This window comes from Pseudarthrobacter linnaei (assembly GCF_055412825.1).
Genome location: NZ_JBVAYX010000006.1, coordinates 149958 through 165900 on the forward strand (window position 1 = coordinate 149958; position 15943 = coordinate 165900).

The following is a 15943-nucleotide window of genomic DNA, read 5'->3' on the forward strand; positions in this document are numbered from 1 at the left end:
CTCTTCAACTACAGGATGACGGGTTTGAGTCCGTTGTCGGACACCAGTGGCATTCCGGTTTCCAGCCACTGGTCCATGCCGCCGGCCACGTTCAGGGCGGAATACCCCTGACCGGAGAGCCACTGGGCCGCTCGGAAGGAGCGTCCCCCGGTGCGGCAGATAACGTAGAGGTCCTCGTCGGGATCGAGCGCCTCGAGCCGGGCCGGGAGCTGGTCCAGCGGGATATGCAGCGCCCCGGGGGCGTGGCCCGCGACCCACTCGTAGTCCTCGCGGACGTCAAGGATTCTGGCCCCTTCGGGGATACCGGACACGGTCACGGTGTCAAAGTCGCTCATGGTCGTCCTTCCGCAGAATGCATGGTCTGCCTCCAGCGTATCGCCAGCCACCGGTGCCGCACCCCTGCCCGGCTGCAGGTTACGCTTCTGGGATGGCGCACAGGAGATCCCCGGCAGCTCACGGTCGCACGATTCCGGCTGCCCGCCCCCGGCATTTCGGGACATGCCCTCCCCTGGCTCCGAAGACCGGGCACAATGCCACCATGTCCACCCGCCCTCGCCAGCACTGGACATGTCCCCCGGAGCGTCTCGGCCCCACCCGCGGGACATGCCCTCCCCTGGCCACCAACACCGGGCACAATGCCACCATGTCCACCCGCCCTCGCCAGCACCGGACATGTCCCCCCGGACGGCGGGCGGTAAACGTCTTGGAGCCGCGCCACCGTGGCTGAGATCCACGAGCTCTCCGCCGTGGACCTCCGCGACGCCCTCCGCTCGGGCGAGCTGTCCTCGCGGCAGGTCACGGGGCATTTCCTGGACCGCATCGCCGCGGAAAACCGGCACCTCGGCGCGTTCATCACCGTCACCGCGGAGCAGGCCCTGCGGGACGCAGGCGCAGCGGACGAGTCCCATGCCCGGGCCGCCCGCGCCGGGACCGAACCGGCGCTGCTGCACGGCATGCCGGTGGCCTTCAAGGACCTGACGGACGTCGCCGGAGTTGTCACGACCCACGGCAGCGCTGCCCTGGACCACAAGCCGGCGCTGGCCGACGGCGCCCTCGTCGCGAGGCTCAAGAGCGCAGGTGTGGTCTCGCTGGGCAAAACACAGGTCCCGGAGTTCGGCCTGACGGCGTACAGCGAGAACCGGATTGCCCCGCCCTCGCGGAACCCGCACGCGCTCAGCCGCAGCTCGGGTGGTTCCACCGGCGGCAGCGCCGCGGCGGTGGCCGCCGGGCTGGTTCCCTTTGCCCCCGGCTCCGACGGCGGCGGTTCGGTCCGCATCCCGGCCGCCGCGTGCGGGCTCGTGGGCCTGAAACCCGGCCGCGGCCTGGTCCCGGCCGGTGAAAGCACCGGTGATCCGGCCGGCCTGGTCGTGTCCGGCCCGCTGGCCCGCTCCGCCGCGGACGCAGCCCTGCTGCTTGATGCGATGGTGCCCGGCCCCGCGGGTCTGTTTGCCCGGCCGGCTCCCAGCTACCTGAACCTCGCCGCCCAGGACCCGCCCAGGCTGCGGATCGGCGTGAGCCTGGACAGCCCCTGGCAGACGATTTTCCCCTTCACCCCGGACCCCGAGGCGCTCGACGCCCTCGCCGAAGGGATCCGGCTGCTGGGGGCGGCCGGCCACGAAACCTCGGACGCCTCCATCCGCTACGACAATCGCTACCCTGCCGCCTTCACCACGGCCTGGACCGCCGCCGTCGGGGATGCCCGGATCGTTCCCCAGCGCGAGGCGCTCCTGACCCCGCTGACACGCACGTTCCGGCGCCGAGCCCAGCAGCGCGGGCCCGCGAAACTCGCCGAATCCATCGGGTTTCTGCGCCAATTCCAGCGGGACACCATCGCCCAGTACGCCGCGTGGGACCTGTTGCTCGTGCCGGCGCTGGCCCAGACGCCCCGCCCGGTGGGCTGGTTCACCGGAGCGGCCCACGGCGACGGCTACTTTCCCGCGGCCAACTGGACGGGGGATGCCGACGGCGACTACCGCAAGCAGTGCGAGTACGCGCCCTGGTCCTCCATGGTGAACGTGTGCGGGCTGCCCGCGATCAGCATTCCGGTGCACTGGACCGGCGGCGCCAGCGGTGCCGGACTGCCGATGGGCATCCAGCTGATCGGGCCGATGGGTTCTGAGGCGCTGCTGCTGCAGCTGTCCGCGCAGCTGGGGTTCTAGCATGGGGTGCAGTCGTACGGTGGACATGCCCAGCCGGGCAGCCCCCCACCGCCACGAAACGACGCTAGCTGGAAACGACACGAAAGGGATCGATGAAGATCACCGGTGCAGTACTTGAGGAAATTGGCCGTCCCCACCCGTTCGCGGACTCCCGGCCCATCACCATCTCCGAGCTGGAGCTGGAGGGCCCCGGACCCACTGAGGTCCTGGTGCGGATCGAGGCCGCCGGCATTTGCCACTCGGACCTGAGTGTGGTGGACGGCAACCGGGTCCGCCCGGTGCCGATGCTGCTGGGGCACGAGGCCGCCGGACGCGTCGTCGAGGTCGGCTCGGACGTCACGGACCTGGCGCCGGGCCAGCGCGTGGTGATGTCCTTCCTGCCCCGCTGCGAGCAGTGCGCGAACTGCGCCGAGGACGGCCGGCTTCCCTGCTCCACGGGTACCAAGACCAACGGCGACGGGACCCTCCTGCACGGATCGATGCGCCTGCACCGCGGCGGGGAAAGGATCTACCACCACCTGGGCGTCTCCGGCTTCGCCACCCACGCCGTGGTGGACCGCGCCTCGGCCGTGCCGGTCGGCGATGACGTCCCCGCGGACGTCGCCGCCGTCCTGGGCTGCGCCGTGCTGACCGGCGGCGGTGCCGTCCTCAACGCGGCCCGGCCCCGGCCGCAGGACAGCATCATGATTGTCGGGCTCGGCGGGGTCGGCATGGCCGCGCTGATCACGGCGGTCTCCCAGGGTGTGTCGCGGATCGTTGCCGTGGACACGCTGGAGGAAAAACTCGACCACGCCCGCCGCCTGGGCGCCCACGAAACGTACACCCCGCAGCAGGTCCTCGAGCAGGGCGTCAAGGCCAGGTACGTGATCGAGTGCGCCGGGAACCCGCGTGCTTTCGAAACCGCCTTCGCCGCGACCGCGGCGGGCGGAACCACGATCACCGCGGGCCTGCCTCACCCGGACGCCCGCGCGCAGATCTCGCCGCTGACCATCACGGCCGAGGCCCGGACGATCGTCGGCAGCTACCTTGGCTCCGCGGTGCCGTCCCGGGACATTCCCAAATACGCCCAGCTCTGGCGGGAAGGAAAACTGCCGGTCGAGGAGCTGATCTCGGCGCGTATCGCGCTGGCTGACATCAACCAGGCCATGGACCAGCTGGCCGACGGGAAAGCAGTGCGCCAGGTCATCATGTTCGACGCCGGCTAGCCCCGGCAGCCGTCCCACCCGGCCCCAGCCCCCGTTGCGCTATCAGACAATGCTGCCATTCCGGCTCCACAGCCGCGTTGTCTGATAGCGCAACGGGCGGAAAGCGGCAACAAAGCGCCGGGCGGCTGGCTTGCCCCGGGCCGCCGCGAATGTGACAATCCCGCGCCGCACTGTCAGCATTAAGTAAATGAGCACTACTCATTTACCTCAGCCCACCGCTACAACGCCGGGCGACACGTCCTTTTTCGGCCACCCAAAGATGCTGGCCAGCCTCTTCTCCGTAGAAATGTGGGAGCGCTTCTCGTTCTACGGAATGCAGGGCATCCTGCTCTACTACATGTACTTCACGGCCGCCGAGGGCGGCCTGGGCATTGAGCAGGGCCTGGCCGCCGGCCTCGTCGGCGCCTACGGCGGCGGCGTCTACCTCTCCACCATCCTGGGCGCCTGGCTCGCGGACCGGCTCCTCGGTTCCGAAAAGGTGCTGTTCGGCTCCGCCGTCCTGATCATGGCCGGCCACATCGCCCTCGCCTTCGTGCCCGGCATTCCCGGCCTGATCGCGGGCCTGGTGCTGGTCGGCGTCGGCTCCGGCGGCCTGAAGGCCAACGCCACCGCCCTGGTGGGAAGCCTCTACCGGGGCAAGGACGAACGCCGCGACGCCGGCTTCTCCATCTTCTACATGGGCATCAACGCGGGCGCACTGATCGGCCCGCTGGTGACCGGCTGGCTGCAGCAAAGCCACGGGTTCCACTGGGGCTTCGGCGCCGCCGCCGTCGGCATGGCCGTGGGCCTGGTCATCTACGCACTGGGCCGCAAGAACCTGCCGGAGGAGGCTCACCGGGTGCACAACCCGCTGCCTGCCGCCGAGCGCACCAGGTATGGCCTGCGCTTCGCTGCAATCGCCGCGGTCATCGCCATGTTGCTGGCCACGGGCATCGTCAATGCCGAGAACCTGGCCATGTCCATGGCCTACGCTGCCATCGCCGCGTCCGTGCTCTACTTCGCCCTGATCTTCAGCAGCAAGAAGGTCAACGGGACCGAACGCCGCCGGGTGGCAGCATTCATTCCGCTGTATATCGCCTCGGCCGCGTTCTGGGCCCTGTTCCAGCAGCAGTTCACCTTCATCGCCGTGTACTCAGAGGAGAAGCTGGACCGGAACCTGTTCGGCTGGGAAATGCCGGCCGCCTGGGTCCAGTCCATCAACCCCGTGTTCATCATCGTCTTTGCCGGCATCATGGCTGCCCTCTGGACCCGTCTGGGCCGGAAGCAGCCCGGCTCGGCGTTGAAGTTCTCGATCGGCCTCTTCGTCATGGGTCTGGCGTTCCTTGCGTTCATCCCGCTGGCCGGGGACGGCAAGACTCCACTGCTGGCGCTGGTGGGGATCCTGTTCCTGTTTACGCTCGCGGAACTGTTCCTGTCCCCGATCGGCCTGTCAGTGACCACCAAGCTGGCTCCGGAGGCCTTCCGCACCCAGATGGTGGCGCTGTTCTTCCTCTCGGTGTCGCTGGGCACCACGCTGGCCGGCATCCTGTCCGGCCTGTACAACCCGCAGGACGAGCTGCCGTACTTCATCGGCATCGGCGGCACCGCCTTGCTGCTGGCCGTTGGCCTGGCCGCGGCCTCGCCGGCGATCAAGAAGCTCATGGGCGGCGTACGCTGAGCCGATGAGTTCCAGGGACCGCGCACCGCTTGAGTCCCGCGTGTACGTCCCCGCCGCAGGCGAGGCGTCCGACGTCGAACTCATGGCGGCGGGCGATGTCGCCGACGGTGTGGTGCGGGTCGGCAGGACCATCCGCCGTCCGCACCAGCAGCAATCACTGGCCGTCGCCGCGTATCTGGACTGGCTGGAAGACGCCGGCTTCGACGGGTCCCCGCGGTTCCTGGGCCGGGACGCCGAGGGCAGGGACGTGCTGACGTTCCTGCCCGGGCGGTGCGTCGGGCCCGTCCCGGAGGCCTGGGCGCAGTCCGAGGAGCTCCTGGTTTCCGTGGCGGAGCTGCTGCGCCGGCTCCACACGGCCTCGGCCGGGTTCGCGGCTGACGCGCATCCGTTCCCTCCCCGCCCGGTCCGCCAGGACCCGGCAGAACTCGTCTGCCACCTGGACGTCACCCCGCAGAACGTCGTGGTCCGGGACGGCCGCGCCGGCTTGGTGGACTTCGACCTCGCCGGGTCCACCACCGCCCTCAAGGACTCCTTCAACACCGCGATGCACTGGGTCGCTCCGAGATCCGGCCGACGCATGGCCGGGCTGGGAGGGGACCGACCCGTTCCGGCGGCTCCGGATCTTCGCTGACGCTTACGGCTGGAGCCAGGAGGAACGGCGGTGCCTGCCGGCATTCGGGGTCGAGGCGACGGCGCTGAGCCACCAGCGGATGGAACACAATGCCCGGGTCCTCGGCGGCGGCTGGGCGCGGATGTGGGACGACGGGGTCGGCGGCATGATCCGCCGCCGGAGCGACTGGCTCGAGGCCAACGCCGGGCCGCTGCCGGCGGCGCTTACCCGCTGACCGGTTACCGCTAACGGGCGACCGGCCGGCGGGCCGCGGACGGCGGGCTGGCCGGCTGAGCCTAGGCCCCGACGCCCTGGTAACTTGAGCTGCTGATGGCCAGCCCCACCGCGATGAGCACGAATACCAGCAGGGCAAGCGCGATCCCCACGTAACCGAGCACCAGTCCGGCAATGGCCATGGCTTTGCCCGACGGTTCGCGCTTGAGGGCCATGTGCCCGAGGATAACCGCCGCGAGCTGCGGCAAGAGGAAGATGCCTAGCCCGATGAAGGCTGCGACACCGCAGCACAGGCTGGCGATGCTCAGGCCCTTGGGCTCCGGAGGCAGGCCGTAATAGGCCGGCTGGCCGTAGGCGTTGAACGCGGTGCCCGGCTGGCCGTACTGAGCCGGCGCGCCGTACTGCTGCCCGTAGGGCTGCTGGGCCTGGTAGTCGTAGGGCTTCTGGGCCTGGTCGCCGTAGGGCTGCTGGGCCTGGTAGCCGTAGGGCTTCTGCGGTGCCGCGCCCTCCGGCGTGCCGGACGGCACCGTGGGCTGGCTGTAGTCGGCGGCTGGCCGGCGGTACTGCTCGCCGGAGTCCTGGCCGGGAATGTACGACGGCGGCTGGTAGCCCTCCGGCGTCCCGCCCTTCTCCGGTTTCGGCTGGTCAGTCATGCTTTTCCCCTTTGGACGTTGTGGATTCAGCCTACCGCCATCCCATTGCGGCAAGCAGGATATTTGTTGCGTCACAGGGGCCGTAATGCGCGGAAATCATGTTGACTGCCACGCCTGTCTGGCATGCTGGTGCCATGGCTAGCCGCGCGGGCACTGTTGCCCAACCCCAAGACCTTGTTGATCTCACTGCGCTCCTGGATGCGTACTACGACGTTTCCCCGGATCTTGGCGACCCCGGCCAACGGGTGGCCTTCGGCACCTCCGGGCACCGGGGCTCGAGCCTGAAAGCGTCCTTCAACGAGCCCCACATTCTCGCTATCACCCAGGCGATCGTGGAGTACCGGGCGGGCCAAGGCATCACCGGGCCGCTGTATCTCGCCAAAGACACCCACGCGCTAAGCGAACCGGCCCAGAATACTGCCCTGGAAGTCCTCGCAGCCAACGGCGTCAACGTGCTGATCGACGCCCGCCACGGTTACACCCCCACGCCGTCGCTGAGCCATGCCATCCTGACGCACAACAACAATTCCCCCGCCGGGGCTCCGCAGGCGGACGGGATCGTGGTGACCCCCAGCCACAACCCGCCCGGCGACGGCGGTTTCAAGTACAACCCCCCGCACGGCGGACCAGCCGACTCGGACGCCACCGGCTGGATCGCCAACCGCGCCAACGAATTGCTGGAAAACGGCCTGCGCGGGGTCAAACGGATTCCCATCGCCAATGCCCTCAGCGCCGGCACCACGGGCAAATTCGACTTCCTCAGCAGCTACGTGGACGACCTCCCCTCCGTCCTGGACCTCAATGCCATCCGTGAGGCCGGCGTCCGGATCGGCGCCGACCCGATGGGCGGAGCGTCGGTGGACTACTGGGGCGAGATCGGCGAACGCCACCACCTGAACCTCACGGTGGTCAACCCCATCGTCGATCCGCAGTGGGCCTTCATGACGCTCGATTGGGACGAGAAAATCCGGATGGACTGCTCCTCGCCCTCGGCGATGGCCTCCCTGATCAACAGGATGTCGGAGGCTGGCTCCGGCAAACCGGTGTTCGACATCGCCACCGGCAACGACGCCGACGCCGACCGGCACGGCATCGTCACGCCTTTTGTTGATGGACAGGGCGGGCTGATGAACCCGAACCACTACCTCGCCGTAGCAATTGACTACCTGTACCGTCACCGGACCGGGTGGAACCCGCAATCCGTGATCGGCAAGACCCTTGTCTCGTCCTCGATCATCGACCGTGTGGCCGAAAGCCTGGGCCGCAAGCTCGTTGAGGTGCCGGTGGGTTTCAAGTGGTTCGTCCCCGGGCTGCTGTCCGGCGAGGGGGCGTTCGGCGGCGAGGAGTCCGCCGGCGCTTCGTTCAACAAGATGGACGGCAGCGTCTGGACCACGGACAAGGACGGCATCCTGCTGGCGCTGCTGGCCTCGGAGATCACGGCCGTCACGGGCAAGTCGCCGTCGCAGCTGTACAAGGGCCTCACCGACCAGTTCGGCGATCCCGTCTACGCGCGGATCGACGCCGCGGCAACGCGCGAGCAGAAGGCGGCCCTGGGCAGGCTCTCGCCGTCGGACGTCACCGCCACCGAACTTGCGGGTGAAACCATCACCGCCAAATTGACCGAGGCGCCGGGCAACGGGGCGGCGATCGGCGGGCTCAAGGTAGTCACCGAGAACGCGTGGTTCGCTGCCCGCCCATCCGGCACTGAGGACGTCTACAAGATCTACGCCGAGTCCTTCAAGGGAGCCGAACACCTCAAGCAGGTTCAGGCCGAGGCAAAGGCGCTGGTGGACGGAGTCATTTCCTAGCCGCCCCGGCTGAATCCTTCAGGCACCCGCCCGAGGGCTGACTCGTTCAGCCCTCGGGCTGACTTGTGCGAGCCGCCGGGCTGACTTGTTCGAGGCGCCGGGCTGACTCGTTCGAGGCGCCGGTCGGGACCGCCGTCCGGTCAGGCCGACTCTTCATCGAGACCGCCGGCGAGGACGGAGCGGTCCCGGCCCAGGGTCTTGGCGCGGTAGAGGGCGGCGTCCGCGGAGACGATCATTGCGTCAAGGTCCACCCGGCCGGGTGCGGTCGAGGCGATGCCATAGCTGGCGGTCGGCAGGCGCGGGATCACCACCGACGTCGAGGCCTGCATCCGGGCGCTGATGTCCGAGGCGATTTCCCCGGCCCTTTTGGGCGTCACGCCCGGCAGGAGGATGATGAATTCCTCGCCGCCGTAGCGGCCCACAAGGTCGGAAGAGCGGACCGTGGTTGTGCAGGCGTCCGCGAACGCCTGCAGCGCGGCGTCGCCGGCCGAGTGGCCGTACTCGTCGTTGATGCCCTTGAAATGGTCCAGGTCGGCCAGGATCAGCGACGCCGTGGTCCTGGCCCGTTTGAGGCGGCGCAGTTCGTTCTCGGCGAGGTCCAGGAACGCCGTGCGGTTCAGCAGCCCGGTGAGCCCGTCCACCGTGGCGCGGGCCCGGAGGTCCTGGGTCTGTTGCTCGTAGCTCAGTTCTGCCATCGTGAAGGACGCCACCACCATGATCACGGCCGAACAGATTGTCATCGGAACGGATCCAAAGACGGTCAGGAACACCGTCCCGTCGCGACCCTCGAGCACAAATGTGACAAAGCGGCCCAGATAGAACGTGGCCAGGAGGCCGGAACCCACGGCCAGGGTGAGATGCACGCGCGAATAGTGCCGGTCCAGCAGGAACAGTTCCCGGCAGCCGAGGCCGATCAGCAGACCCATGAATCCCAGATAGGCCGGGGCGCCTGACCACACGTTGGTGGCCGGCTGGTCCAGCGCCGACGCCACGGCAGTGATGGCTGGCCCGGCGGCGAGGTACCAGACTTTCGGCACCGTGGTCCGCAGCGAACGGGCGCCCGCCCAGATGCTGGCCGCGCCCGCCACGAGAAACACGTTCCCGAGCGGGTTGGTCCAGACCTGGTGTGGTGTGCCGTCCAGCAGGTACGCCGCATTGCCGGACAGAAACAACAACAGGGCCAGGCACCACCAGCCGCTGTAGGTCGAACGCGTCCGGCGGAAGGTGATGAAGTAGAACAGCAGCAGCAGGGTCAGATCGACCACCGCCAGGGCGACACGCAGGGTTGCGATGTCAAGCATCATGTAGTGGCCCCCCGGTCCGCTCGCAATAGCCCGATCTGCGTCGACTCCGCGCCGCAGATGACCTTAGTATTGCACCCCGCGGCATGGAATTGTGACCGCGGTCTCGTACGCTACGCCCACAAAAGGGCCCGACGGCCCTGTGGTATCGGCCTCGAAGCGGACTAAACTGGGAAGCGGCCCCGGATGCGGCCTTGTGCTCAACCGCAGAATTGCGTCCCGAGTGCCTCCGGCCTGTCCCCCATGGTGCCGGAGGCACCTCCGCGCCAGCCCAGCACCGCAGGCACCGCCGCAGCCAGTACAGCCCAGCAGGCACCTCCGCGTCCGCGGTTCATTCCCGTCAGACGGTGCGGACGACGTCCTCGTAAGCGAATTTCGGCTTGGCCGCACCCCAGGCGTCGGCCGCGGACTGTCCTACATTGACCACGAGGAAGCTTCTGGCCGCCGCCGGGAAAAACGCCGCGTCAATGGCGTCGATTACTGCTTCGTCATGGGCGGTGGTCATGGGCGCCCTTTCGCTGGGCATGCCCGCCGGGGGCGGCGGCCACGCATTCCTGTCTTTGGTTGCAGCTTGAACTTATCCCTTCTGCTTCCCGTCCCGCCCCGTGATGTCCGGCACAGCGGCGCCGCCGCCGACGCATGCCGGAAACACCGGCGCGGTAAAGTTGCTCCGGAAGATTCCTTCCCGCCCCGCCACACATTCTCTGAAAGGCCCCGGCAATGAGCATGCTCGGTACCAAATGGAAGCTCCACGGCAACGGCAAGTCCATCCGCCCGGGCGAGGTCGTGAAGCCGGATGAGCGCCTTGCGTGGCCGCTGACCATTGGCGTCGGGATGCAGCACGTTGTCGCCATGTTCGGCGCCACCTTCCTGGTCCCGATCATCACCGGCATGCCGCCGGCCACCACCCTCTTCTTCTCCGGCATCGGCACGCTGCTGTTCCTGGTCATCACCCGGGGCCAGGTGCCGAGCTACCTCGGGTCCAGCTTCGCGTTCATCGCGCCGATCATGGCCTCGCAGCAGCAGTACGGCGTCGCCGGCGCACTCGGCGGCGTGGTGCTGGCCGGCCTCGGGCTGGCGATGATCGGCGCCGTGGTGCAGAAGTTCGGCGCCGGGTGGATCAACCGCCTGATGCCGCCGATCGTGACCGGTGCCATCGTGGGGCTGATCGGCCTCAACCTCGCGCCCGCTGCGAAAAACAACTTCGACGCGGCCCCGATCACGGCCCTCATCACCCTGGCCACGATCATCGTGGTCAGCGTCTTCTTCCGCGGCATCCTGGGCCGGCTGAGCATCCTGGTCGGCGTCGTGGTCGGCTACATTGTGGCGATGATCCGCGGCGAAGTGGACTTCTCCAAGGTGGACGCCGCCGCCTGGGTAGGGCTGCCGTTCTTCCAGACCCCCGAATTCCACCTCGGCGTCGTTGGCCTGTTCGTGCCGGTAGTGCTGGTGCTCGTGGCGGAGAACATCGGCCACGTGAAGTCGGTGTCCGCCATGACCGGCCAGAACCTCGACGGCGTCTCCGGGCGCGCGCTGATGGCCGACGGTGCCGCCACCGTGCTGGCCGGCATGGGCGGCGGCTCCGGCACCACGACCTACGCGGAAAACATCGGCGTGATGGCTGCGACCAAGGTCTATTCGACGGCGGCCTACTGGGTGGCCGGTGTCTTCGCCGTGGTGCTGAGCTTCTCACCGAAGTTCGGGGAACTCATCGCCACCGTCCCGGCCGGCGTGCTGGGCGGCGCCGCGACGATGCTCTACGGCATGATCGGTGTCCTGGGCGTCAAGATCTGGGTGCAGAACAAGGTCAACTTCTCCAACCCGATCAACCTGACCACCGCCGCCGTCGCACTCATTGTCGGCATCGCCGACTACACCTGGACCATCGGCGACCTGGTCTTCACCGGGATCGCCCTGGGCTCGGCGGCGGCCCTGGTGATCTACCACGGCATGAGCGCGATAGCTAAGGTCCGCGGCACGGTTGCGGAGCCGGAAACGGAAGGCCCCGTGGCCGCGGCCGCCGCCGCCGCGAAGCGCCCTCCGAAGAAACGCCGCTAACCGCACGCTAACCGACCGCTGACTGCCCGCCGCGGTGCAGCCGAAAGGCCGGGACCCGGACACCAAGTGGGTGTCCGGGTCCCGGCCTTCCCTGCCTGGGTGGCGGATCTAGCCGGCGTCGAAGGCTTCCTCCTCGTCGCCGCGGTCCCTGGGGGACTTGTCATCCGGCAGGTCCGTTCCCGATCCGTCCGGCAGGCCGGCCGCGTCCTGGCCGGGCTCCGAGGAGAACGGCCGGCCGGCGTCGGGCTCTTCGGTGTTGGACGCGTCCATCTCCGCCTCCGAGGACGGCATCTCTGCCTCGGAATTCTCCGAGGCGTCGGCGTCGTATCCGGGGGTGGTGCTGGCGTTTTCCGAACTCATTTGTTCCTCCGTTCCTCCGAAGCGTCCTGCTCCGGGTTCTCCTGCACTGTCTTGGTCTTCGGCGCCGAACTGACTTAGGTCCGGGGCGCCGGCCGGGTAGGTTTCCCCGTCCGGGCTGTCCTGGCTGAGCCCTGCGGCGTCGAAAGCTTCTTCCTCACGGGGCTGGGCGAACTTCTTTGTGTCCCCGCCGGGCAGCTCCTGCTCCGCGGTGGGGATCCCGTAGCCGCCGGCTTCTTCGATCGGCTCCTGCTGTTTCTGCTGGGTCATGCTGTTCCTTCCGTGCCGGAATCGTGATCTGCGTGGTTTCTTGGGTCTGCCGGAAATGCGTGACGGCAGCTCAGAGGCCTTTGCCGCCCGTGACGGGCAGGACGGCGCCGGAAATGTAGGAGCCTTGGTCGGAGGCCAGGAGGACGTAGGCCGGCGCGAGTTCCGCCGGCTGTCCCGCCCGCTGCAGCGGGGTGTCCTGGCCGAAGGACGGCAGCTTCTCCGGCCACTCGGTCGCCGGGATCAGGGGCGTCCAGATCGGGCCGGGGGCCACGGCGTTGACGCGGATCCCCTTCGGGCCGAGCTCCTGGGCCAGTGCCTTGGTGAAGGCGACCTGGGCGGCCTTGGTCATGGCGTAGTCGATAAGCTCGGGCGAGGGGTTGAACGCCTGGATCGAAGCCGTCGTGATGACCGACGCGCCCGCCTTCAGATGCGGCACCGCCGCCCGGGCGGTCCAGATCAGCGAATAAAGGTTGGTCTGGAAAACGCGCTCGAACTCCTCGGTGGGGAGGGACTCGAAGCTGTCGCGGTTCTTCTGGTACGCGGCGTTCAGCACGACAACGTCCAGGCGGCCGAACTCGGCGAGCGTGTCATCCACGATCCGGGTGGCGAAATCCTCCCGGCGTCCGTCGCCGGCCATCAGCAGCGCCTTGCGGCCTGCTTTGCGGATCCACGCAGCGGTGTCCTCGGCGTCGGCTTCCTCTTCCGGCAGGTAGGAAATGGCGACGTCGGCCCCCTCGCGGGCGAAGGCGATGGCGACCGCCTTGCCGATCCCGGAGTCCCCGCCGGTGATCAGCGCCGCCTTGCCCTTGAGGGCGCCACTGCCCTGGTAGCTCTGCTCGCCGTGGTCCGGCTGGGGGTCCATCGGCGCGGTAAGGCCCGGCTGTTCCTGCACCTGCTCCGGGAAAGACCCGGAGTAGTAGCCGCCCCGGGGGTCCCGCGGCTGGTCCGGCTGTTTGGTTGAATCACTCATAGTCCACCTGCCCAAATGTGTCGGTTTTCCAGGGGCCGCTCCCCGGGCCGCGGGCGCTGACCCGGTCCCGCGAAGCTGACCGCACGAAGTAAACAATTCCACCCTACCCGGAAATTCATCAGCAACCTTAGTAACGGGTTGAATTTCGCAAAGCTCACGCCTAGGTTGAGTGTTGACTGCCACCGCAGCCTGCTCCTCATCCACCGGAGGCGTTCCGTTGTCCTTTCCAGAGTCTGCGTCCGCACCAGACGGGTCCGCCCCGACTGGTTCCGGGCAGGAACGGTCCATGCAGGGCAGCAGGAACGAGTCCGCCGTTGAAAAGCTGGACCGGAACTGGATGGAACTACTGCAGGAGCTGCGGGTGCTGCAGACCGGCGTGCAGATCCTCGCCGGGTTCCTCCTGACCCTGCCCTTCCAGTCGAGGTTCGAGACGCTGGACGATTTCCAGACCACGCTCTACCTGGCCAACGTGGCGCTGGCCGCCCTTACGACGGCCCTGATCCTGCTGCCCGTGAGCGTGCACCGCCGCCTGTTCCGCCTGCACCTCCGGGCGGCCCTCGTGTCCAGTGCGGACAGGATCGCGAAGGTTTCCCTGGCCGGCATCGGACTGCTCAGCGTCGGCACCTCAGCATTGGTTTTCGATGTCACGGCGGGCCGGGCGGCGGGGCTGACTGCCGGCGCGGTGCTGCTGGCGGTGCTGCTGATCCTGCTGGTTTACGTGCCGAGCAGGCTCCGCCGGCAGGCCGAAAAGGAGACCTGAGATGGCGACCGCGGCAAGAGAACAACGCGGCACCCAGCCAGGGTTAAGCCTGGGCGAATGGGTAAAGGAGCACGGCCTCCTGCTGGTCAATACTGGCCTGTTCCTGGTTTTCTTCCTCGGCATGATCGTCAGCGGAGCCGCCGAGTACAGCGAGGACCAGCTGGCCCACGGCGGGCCGGGAGTGACGGTGCCGGGGTACCTCGGCACCGGGGCGTTCCTTGAGGCGACTTTTGAGAACTGGGAGTCCGAGTTCCTGCAGATGGGCATGTACGTCATCCTGACGGTGTTCCTATTCCAGAAAGGATCCTCGGAGTCGAAGCCCGTGGACGGGAATGCCCCGCAGGATGAGGACCCCCGGGACGCGCCCCTGAAGGCCGCCAGCCCGTGGCCAGTGCGGCGCGGGGGCTGGGTCCTCAAGATCTATGAACACTCCCTGTCGATCATGTTCCTGCTGCTGTTCCTAGCTTCCTTCGCCCTCCACGCCGTCGGCGGCAGCGAGGACTACAGTTCCGAGCAGCAGAGCCACGGAGAGCCGCCCGTGACCGTGCTGGCGTACCTGGCAACGAGCCGCTTCTGGTTCGAGTCGTTCCAGAACTGGCAGAGTGAATTCCTGGCCGTCGCCGTCCTAGTCGGCGCCTCGGTGTACCTGCGCGAGCGGGGCTCCCCCGAATCCAAACCCGTCGCGGAGCCGCACTATGAAACCGGCGTCTGAGAAGCCGGCGCCTGGGAGACCGGCGTCGGGGCGCTCAGGCGCCCTCGAGCACCTGGCTGGTGGCCCAGGTGAGGTACTTCGCGGCGTTGGCGACGGCGTCGTCCGGGCTCCCGGCCAGATCCAGCAGCTGCGCCGCGGCCACCACACCGTGCTTGGCGAGGTCCTCCGGGGTGACCAGGATCCGTCCCGCGACCACAATCACGGGAATGCCGAAGCTTTGGGCGGCGTCGGCGAGCGCAATGGGCGCCTTGCCGGTCAGCGACTGCGAATCCAGCGAGCCTTCACCGGTAATTACAAGATCCGCCTGCGCGAGTTTGTCGGCCAGCCCGGTGAGTCCTGCGACCAGTTCGAAGCCGCCTTCCAGCGCCGCGTTGCTGAAGGCCAGGAACGACGCCGGGAAGCCGCCGGCCGCCCCGGCCCCGGGGACGTTGACGTCCCGGCCGGTGGATTGGCGCAGCACCGAGGCCCAGTTGCGGAGCCCGGCGTCGAGCCGTTCCACGGCGTCCGCGTCGGCGCCCTTCTGCGGGCCGAACACGTGGGCTGCGCCGTCGCCGCCCACGAGCGGGTTCTGCACGTCGACGGCGATCCGGAACGTCACCGAGCCCAGCCGCGGGTCGAGGCCGCTGACATCGAGCTGCGCCACCTCGGCGAGCGAGCCGCCGCCCAGCGGCACCACATTGCCCGCGGCGTCGAGCGGTTTGAGGCCCAGTGCCCGCAGGGCCCCGCTGCCGCCGTCGCTCATGGCCGAGCCGCCCAGGCCCAGCACGATCTCCGTCGCGCCCGCGTCGAGGGCGGCGGCGATGAGCTGACCGCAGCCGTAGCTGTGCGCGCGCAGGGCGTTGGCCGGAGTGGGTTCCATGTGCGCCAGCCCGGAGGCCTGCGCGGTTTCGATCACGGCGGTGGTCCCGCCGAAGGCATCCTTGCGGATCGCCCAAGCGGCGCCAACCGGTGCCAGGATCGGGCCCACGACGGCGTTCAGCCGCTCCTCGTACCCGGCCGCGACGGCCGCCTCGAGGGTTCCCTCGCCGCCGTCGGCCACGGGAAACTGGATGGCCTCGGCGTCGGGATAGACGCGCAGGGCCCCTTCGGCGATGGCGGCGGCGGCTTCGGCGGCGGTAAGGGAGCCTTTGAACTTGTCCGGGGCGATCAGAATGCGCATGAGTCCATCCTGCCAGTCGCGGCGCCGCGG

At 68.5% G+C, this 15943-nt stretch carries 16 protein-coding genes; 9 read left to right on the plus strand and 7 right to left on the minus strand.

The annotated features are described in order from the left end of the window. Window positions 1-8 precede the first annotated feature (8 nt). On the minus strand, window positions 9-335 hold the full coding sequence (locus tag ACZYZ3_RS08320) for a rhodanese-like domain-containing protein (protein WP_463963349.1): 327 nt from the start codon (window positions 333-335) through the stop codon (window positions 9-11). 384 nt (window positions 336-719) lie between these two features. Here ACZYZ3_RS08320 and ACZYZ3_RS08325 point away from each other — a divergent pair, with 384 nt between their 5' ends. From ACZYZ3_RS08325 to ACZYZ3_RS08345, 5 genes are all read left to right on the plus strand, one after another. Further along, window positions 720-2159 (plus strand): amidase, encoded by a 1440-nt coding sequence (locus ACZYZ3_RS08325; protein ID WP_463963350.1) that lies wholly within the window; start codon window positions 720-722, stop codon window positions 2157-2159. Between the two features lie 92 nt (window positions 2160-2251). After that, window positions 2252-3364, plus strand: a complete 1113-nt coding sequence (locus ACZYZ3_RS08330) for an alcohol dehydrogenase catalytic domain-containing protein (protein WP_463963351.1) — start codon at window positions 2252-2254, stop codon at window positions 3362-3364. Between the two features lie 187 nt (window positions 3365-3551). Continuing rightward, window positions 3552-5021 carry a peptide MFS transporter gene (locus ACZYZ3_RS08335; RefSeq protein ID WP_463963352.1) on the plus strand — a complete coding sequence of 490 codons (1470 nt, stop codon included), beginning with the start codon at window positions 3552-3554 and terminating at the stop codon, window positions 5019-5021. A 4-nt stretch (window positions 5022-5025) separates the two neighbouring features. After that, window positions 5026-5652 carry a phosphotransferase gene (locus tag ACZYZ3_RS08340; protein WP_463963353.1) on the plus strand — a complete coding sequence of 209 codons (627 nt, stop codon included), beginning with the start codon at window positions 5026-5028 and terminating at the stop codon, window positions 5650-5652. A 79-nt stretch (window positions 5653-5731) separates the two neighbouring features. Continuing rightward, window positions 5732-5866: a hypothetical protein gene (locus ACZYZ3_RS08345; RefSeq protein ID WP_463963354.1), complete on the plus strand. Its 135-nt coding sequence runs from the start codon at window positions 5732-5734 to the stop codon at window positions 5864-5866. Window positions 5867-5927: 61 nt separating this feature from the next. Here ACZYZ3_RS08345 and ACZYZ3_RS08350 read toward each other — a convergent pair whose 3' ends face one another. Further along, window positions 5928-6518, minus strand: a complete 591-nt coding sequence (locus tag ACZYZ3_RS08350; RefSeq protein ID WP_463963355.1) for a DUF4190 domain-containing protein — start codon at window positions 6516-6518, stop codon at window positions 5928-5930. A 134-nt stretch (window positions 6519-6652) separates the two neighbouring features. On the opposite strand from ACZYZ3_RS08350, the gene pgm reads away from it, so the two are divergent. Continuing rightward, entirely contained in the window at window positions 6653-8326 is a 1674-nt protein-coding gene (pgm, locus tag ACZYZ3_RS08355) for a phosphoglucomutase (alpha-D-glucose-1,6-bisphosphate-dependent) (protein WP_463963356.1), read from the plus strand. Between the two features lie 140 nt (window positions 8327-8466). Here pgm and ACZYZ3_RS08360 read toward each other — a convergent pair whose 3' ends face one another. Both ACZYZ3_RS08360 and ACZYZ3_RS08365 read right to left on the minus strand, forming a co-directional pair. Beyond that, complete coding sequence (locus tag ACZYZ3_RS08360) at window positions 8467-9630, minus strand: GGDEF domain-containing protein (protein WP_463963357.1); 1164 nt, start codon at window positions 9628-9630, stop codon at window positions 8467-8469. A gap of 337 nt (window positions 9631-9967) precedes the next feature. Next, window positions 9968-10132, minus strand: coding sequence for a nitroreductase family protein (locus tag ACZYZ3_RS08365; protein ID WP_463963358.1), 165 nt, complete (start codon window positions 10130-10132; stop codon window positions 9968-9970). A gap of 215 nt (window positions 10133-10347) precedes the next feature. On the opposite strand from ACZYZ3_RS08365, the gene ACZYZ3_RS08370 reads away from it, so the two are divergent. After that, window positions 10348-11685: a uracil-xanthine permease family protein gene (locus ACZYZ3_RS08370; RefSeq protein ID WP_463963359.1), complete on the plus strand. Its 1338-nt coding sequence runs from the start codon at window positions 10348-10350 to the stop codon at window positions 11683-11685. A gap of 108 nt (window positions 11686-11793) precedes the next feature. Here the strand turns inward: ACZYZ3_RS08370 and ACZYZ3_RS08375 are convergent, their stop codons facing one another. Both ACZYZ3_RS08375 and ACZYZ3_RS08380 read right to left on the minus strand, forming a co-directional pair. Beyond that, a complete protein-coding gene (locus tag ACZYZ3_RS08375) occupies window positions 11794-12312 on the minus strand; it encodes a hypothetical protein (protein ID WP_463963360.1) in 519 nt (172 codons plus the stop codon). Between the two features lie 70 nt (window positions 12313-12382). After that, window positions 12383-13282 carry an SDR family oxidoreductase gene (locus ACZYZ3_RS08380; RefSeq protein ID WP_463963361.1) on the minus strand — a complete coding sequence of 300 codons (900 nt, stop codon included), beginning with the start codon at window positions 13280-13282 and terminating at the stop codon, window positions 12383-12385. A gap of 286 nt (window positions 13283-13568) precedes the next feature. On the opposite strand from ACZYZ3_RS08380, the gene ACZYZ3_RS08385 reads away from it, so the two are divergent. Continuing rightward, a complete protein-coding gene (locus tag ACZYZ3_RS08385; RefSeq protein ID WP_463963362.1) occupies window positions 13569-14042 on the plus strand; it encodes a DUF6328 family protein in 474 nt (157 codons plus the stop codon). Window position 14043: 1 nt separating this feature from the next. Further along, window positions 14044-14754, plus strand: a complete 711-nt coding sequence (locus tag ACZYZ3_RS08390; RefSeq protein ID WP_463963363.1) for a DUF6766 family protein — start codon at window positions 14044-14046, stop codon at window positions 14752-14754. Window positions 14755-14788: 34 nt separating this feature from the next. Here ACZYZ3_RS08390 and ACZYZ3_RS08395 read toward each other — a convergent pair whose 3' ends face one another. Then, window positions 14789-15913: a glycerate kinase gene (locus ACZYZ3_RS08395; RefSeq protein WP_463963364.1), complete on the minus strand. Its 1125-nt coding sequence runs from the start codon at window positions 15911-15913 to the stop codon at window positions 14789-14791. Window positions 15914-15943: the final 30 nt, after the last annotated feature.

Bases quoted from the DNA above. Each gene is read 5' to 3' on its own strand.
- ACZYZ3_RS08370 (WP_463963359.1), top strand. From the start codon at position 10,348: ATGAGCATGCTCGGTACCAAATGGAAGCTCCACGGCAACGGCAAGTCC.
- ACZYZ3_RS08350 (WP_463963355.1), bottom strand. From the start codon at position 6,518: ATGACTGACCAGCCGAAACCGGAGAAGGGCGGGACGCCGGAGGGCTAC.
- ACZYZ3_RS08365 (WP_463963358.1), bottom strand. From the start codon at position 10,132: ATGACCACCGCCCATGACGAAGCAGTAATCGACGCCATTGACGCGGCG.
- ACZYZ3_RS08395 (WP_463963364.1), bottom strand. From the start codon at position 15,913: ATGCGCATTCTGATCGCCCCGGACAAGTTCAAAGGCTCCCTTACCGCC.
- ACZYZ3_RS08330 (WP_463963351.1), top strand. From the start codon at position 2,252: ATGAAGATCACCGGTGCAGTACTTGAGGAAATTGGCCGTCCCCACCCG.
- pgm (WP_463963356.1), top strand. From the start codon at position 6,653: ATGGCTAGCCGCGCGGGCACTGTTGCCCAACCCCAAGACCTTGTTGAT.
- ACZYZ3_RS08385 (WP_463963362.1), top strand. From the start codon at position 13,569: ATGCAGGGCAGCAGGAACGAGTCCGCCGTTGAAAAGCTGGACCGGAAC.
- ACZYZ3_RS08345 (WP_463963354.1), top strand. From the start codon at position 5,732: ATGGAACACAATGCCCGGGTCCTCGGCGGCGGCTGGGCGCGGATGTGG.
- ACZYZ3_RS08390 (WP_463963363.1), top strand. From the start codon at position 14,044: ATGGCGACCGCGGCAAGAGAACAACGCGGCACCCAGCCAGGGTTAAGC.
- ACZYZ3_RS08335 (WP_463963352.1), top strand. From the start codon at position 3,552: ATGAGCACTACTCATTTACCTCAGCCCACCGCTACAACGCCGGGCGAC.
- ACZYZ3_RS08375 (WP_463963360.1), bottom strand. From the start codon at position 12,312: ATGACCCAGCAGAAACAGCAGGAGCCGATCGAAGAAGCCGGCGGCTAC.
- ACZYZ3_RS08340 (WP_463963353.1), top strand. From the start codon at position 5,026: ATGAGTTCCAGGGACCGCGCACCGCTTGAGTCCCGCGTGTACGTCCCC.
- ACZYZ3_RS08360 (WP_463963357.1), bottom strand. From the start codon at position 9,630: ATGATGCTTGACATCGCAACCCTGCGTGTCGCCCTGGCGGTGGTCGAT.
- ACZYZ3_RS08380 (WP_463963361.1), bottom strand. From the start codon at position 13,282: ATGAGTGATTCAACCAAACAGCCGGACCAGCCGCGGGACCCCCGGGGC.
- ACZYZ3_RS08320 (WP_463963349.1), bottom strand. From the start codon at position 335: ATGAGCGACTTTGACACCGTGACCGTGTCCGGTATCCCCGAAGGGGCC.